General features: G+C 45.1%; 5 protein-coding genes. All 5 read left to right on the top strand.

Annotation, left to right across the window (positions count from 1 at the left end; all coding sequences use genetic code 11):
* Window positions 1-327: 327 nt before the first annotated feature.
* The gene (locus tag K8R76_07895; GenBank protein MCD4848096.1) at window positions 328-795 is read left to right on the top strand and encodes a metal-dependent transcriptional regulator; all 468 of its coding nucleotides are present in this window, start codon (window positions 328-330) and stop codon (window positions 793-795) included.
* Between the two features lie 10 nt (window positions 796-805).
* Window positions 806-1,066: a ferrous iron transport protein A gene (locus K8R76_07890; protein ID MCD4848095.1), complete on the top strand. Its 261-nt coding sequence runs from the start codon at window positions 806-808 to the stop codon at window positions 1,064-1,066.
* Window positions 1,067-1,133: 67 nt separating this feature from the next.
* Window positions 1,134-1,364: a ferrous iron transport protein A gene (locus K8R76_07885; protein MCD4848094.1), complete on the top strand. Its 231-nt coding sequence runs from the start codon at window positions 1,134-1,136 to the stop codon at window positions 1,362-1,364.
* Between the two features lie 14 nt (window positions 1,365-1,378).
* Window positions 1,379-3,685: a Fe(2+) transporter permease subunit FeoB gene (gene feoB, locus K8R76_07880; protein MCD4848093.1), complete on the top strand. Its 2,307-nt coding sequence runs from the start codon at window positions 1,379-1,381 to the stop codon at window positions 3,683-3,685.
* On the top strand, window positions 3,685-3,827 hold a 143-nt coding region (locus tag K8R76_07875), incomplete at its 3' end, for a FeoC-like transcriptional regulator (protein ID MCD4848092.1). The genes feoB and K8R76_07875, both read left to right, overlap by 1 nt.

The following is a 3,827-nucleotide window of genomic DNA, read 5'->3' as shown; positions in this document are numbered from 1 at the left end:
ACACAACATATTGCTTTTCGACATTGTTCTCAGATGAAATCATATTCTAATATATTGTAGGAGGAGCTAACCGCCCACCCCCTACTCTATCATTTGTTGATTTGATTCTCGTATATTATAAATTCCATTTCTACAGTCAATAGGAACTATGAAGCAATAAATGGAATCTTAAAGAATCATTATTTGGAATGGATGATTCTGCTCCCTCACGGAGCGGTGGACTCTACAAAGCGTGAAACCTTCTATAGCTTGACATTTCTTATTTATCAAGTAAATTAGATTAGGCTAAAGTTATTATATAAAGCTAATTTGAAAGGTTTTGGTTACATGGAACTCAGTTCCAGTCTTGAGGATTATCTTGAGGCTATCTACAATGTGATTAAAGTAAAGACTGCGGCCAGGGCTACCGATATCGCGAAGAAACTGAATGTAGCTAATTCCTCAGTAACAAATGCCCTTCAGATCCTGGTAAATCGCGGTCTTGTTAACCATGCTCCCTACGATATCATCACACTAACGCCCGAAGGTTCGGAAATCGCAAAACAAATAGCATGGAAGCATGAGGTATTCCGTGACTTCTTTATTAGCGTACTTGCGATAGACCCTGACACTGCTAACAAATGCGCATGCAGTATAGAGCATATCATACCGGATGTAGTTGTTGAGAGATTCGTCCAGTACCTCGATTTCGAGAGACAATGTAAGTATGGTGGAAAAAGATGGGTTGAAGGATTCGGATTCATTCATAATGAAGGAACCGTTGAGAATGATCCATGCGAGGTTTGTGAAGATTAACAGGAACAGAATGCGCGATCGGGGAAGTAGAACAGACGGTTACTCTGTCAGATTGAGCGAACTGCGTCCCGGTCAGAAGGCCAGGATAATCGCTGTAAGGGGCGGCAGGGGATTCCGGGAGCGGTTCAGCGGAATGGGATTGCATATCGGGAATGATATTGAAATGCTCCAGTCAACCGGGAATAATGGTATGATTCTAATCAAAACCGGTGACACACGATTGATGATAGGACATGGAATGGCGCATAAGATATTCCTGCAGCTTGAATGATCGTTTTTTTTAATACAGGGTTTAGATATGCCTAAATATTCTAATTTGAACACCGAAAGGAAGTCTTATGAAGATCGGTGATCTTGAAACAGGTTCCGAAGCGAAGATCACGGGATACGACCAGGGAAGCAAAACATACCGTCATAAACTGCTGAGAATGGGACTCCTGAAAGGCTGCCGGTTCAGGCTTCTCAGGAAGGCGCCTATGGGGGATCCTGTTGAAATTGAACTGAACGGTCAAAAGCTCACATTGAGAAAAAGCGAAGCTGACGTTCTTATCATCGACACTGCAGAATGAATACAGGAGTTAAAATGAGAAACATTAGAATCGCGATCGCCGGTAATCCGAATGTCGGTAAAACAACGCTTCTGAATGCTTTGACCGGCTCCCGTCAGAGAGTCGGCAACTGGCCAGGTGTAACAGTGGATCGAATCGAAGGTTCCTATAAACATGATAACGTGGAGGTCGACGTAACTGACCTGCCAGGGATCTATTCCTTTACCGCATTCTCAATAGATGAATCGATTGCAAGAAAGTACATTCTCACAGAACACCCTGACCTTATCGTAAATATTCTGGACGCAACCAATCTGGAACGTAATCTCTTCCTTACAACCCAGCTGCTTGAGATGAAGGTTCCAATGGTTGTGGCTCTCAATATGACGGATCTTGCGGCAAAACGTAAAATCAAGATAGAGATTGAACATCTATCCAGGCATCTTGACTGCCCTGTTATTCCTATCGTCGCTTCCAGGAACAGGGGAATCAATGAACTGAAGGATGTCATCAACAGGGAAAGTATGAACCACTCGATCCCTGAAACGAAGGTTGCTTACGATTCGGTACTTGAAAAGGCGATTCAGCTCATTCAGAATCGAGTGCAACAAATTGCTGAAAAAAACGATGTGGATCCCAGATGGCTTGCTATCAAGTTACTCGAAGATGATGAGTACGCAATTGAACTATGTGGTGATTCTGTTCCCTGTGACTCTCTGAAATCCGAAATAGAACAGGTTGAAAAGCATGTCGGTGATGATATGGATATCATCATGGCTGATGGAAGATACGGTTTCATTCATGGTCTCGCAAAGGATGTAGTACATCGAACAAGTGAAGTTCGAAGGAATATATCCGATAGAATCGACATGGTGATTCTGAACAGAATTCTCGGAATACCTATCTTCCTCGGAGTTATGTACATGATGTTTGTCATCACGATACATGTCGGCGCTCCTTTCATCGATTTCTTCGACGGTTTAACGGGAACTGTTTTCGTGGATGGATTCAGGTTTCTCCTTGAAATATTCAGATTACCGGAAATTCTGGTTACTTTCCTGTCTGACGGCATAGGCGGTGGTATTCAGACAGTCGCGACTTTCATACCACCCATTTTCCTGATCTTCTTCTGCCTTTCTCTCCTTGAGGATTCAGGATACATGGCGAGAGCCGCATTCGTAATGGATCGGTTTCTCCGGGTGATAGGTCTTCCGGGTAAAGCATTCATTCCAATGCTTGTGGGATTCGGGTGTAATGTCCCGGCGATAATGGCAACCCGTACGCTTGAAAACAACAGAGACAGGATTCTCGCGATAATGATGAACCCATTCATGTCCTGCGGAGCCAGATTACCGGTCTACACTCTTTTCGTGGCGGCATTCTTCCCGAGACAGGGAGGTTCTGTACTCTTCAGTCTGTACATGGTGGGTATCCTGCTGGCCGTGGGAACAGGACTTCTCTTCAAAAGAACGATCCTTCAGGGTGAGACATCAACCTTTGTAATGGAACTGCCCCCGTATCATCTCCCGACATTCAGGGGAATAATGTACCATACGATATACCGCCTGAAGAGCTTTATACTAAGAGCGGGTAAAGTGATCATCGCGGTCGTCATCATACTCAGCTTTCTCGGTTCAATCGGAACTGACGGCAGCTTCGGCAACCAGGATTCCGAGAATTCTGTTCTTTCTGCGATCAGTAAAACAATAGCTCCAATATTCTACCCGATGGGCCTTACTTCTGAAAATTGGCCTGCGGCTGTCGGTCTGTTCACAGGCATCTTTGCGAAGGAAGCGGTTGTCGGTACACTCGATACGCTGTACAGTGGAATGAATACGCAGGACAGCAGTTCTGAAGCAGAAGAAGAACCTTTCGATTTCTGGGCTGGAATCGCTGAATCCTTTGCCGCGATACCGGACGGTTTCAGGAATTTCGGAGGAGCGCTGAGAGATCCGATGGGTGTTGAGATAAGCGATGATCTGAGCAATACGGAAGAAGCCGCAGAAGAAATAGAGATCGAAAGCAGCACTCTAAGCGCCATACAGGAACACTTCAATGGAAAAGTTGGAGCTTACGCCTACCTTCTGTTCATACTTATCTACGCACCTTGTGTAGCAGCTATTGCGGCTATCTACCGTGAGACGAATCTCCGCTGGGCGATGTTCTCCACGATCTACCTCAGTATTCTTGCATGGGTGGTAAGCACTCTCTTCTACCAGATAGGAACATTTACTTACAACCCGGCCAGTTCTGCAATGTGGATATCAATAGCCGTTGGAATTCTAGGGTTGATTTACAGCAGCCTGAAACTTATGTCCCGAAGGATGAAAGTTGCAGCATAATGCTTACCGAAGTGCTTGAGTTACTCGAAAAACACAGGAGGCTCTCCCTCCGCGAACTTGCAGGTTACTTCAGAATGGAACCGGCTGCACTGGAGCCGGTTCTTGATGTTCTTCTGCGGAAGAAAAGGATCCGGGCTGTATC

This window comes from Candidatus Aegiribacteria sp. (assembly GCA_021108435.1).
In the GTDB taxonomy this organism is placed as follows: domain Bacteria; phylum Fermentibacterota; class Fermentibacteria; order Fermentibacterales; family JCC-6; genus Aegiribacteria.
Note: the sequence above shows the minus strand (reverse complement) of the source record. Positions and strands in the feature narration are given on the sequence as shown.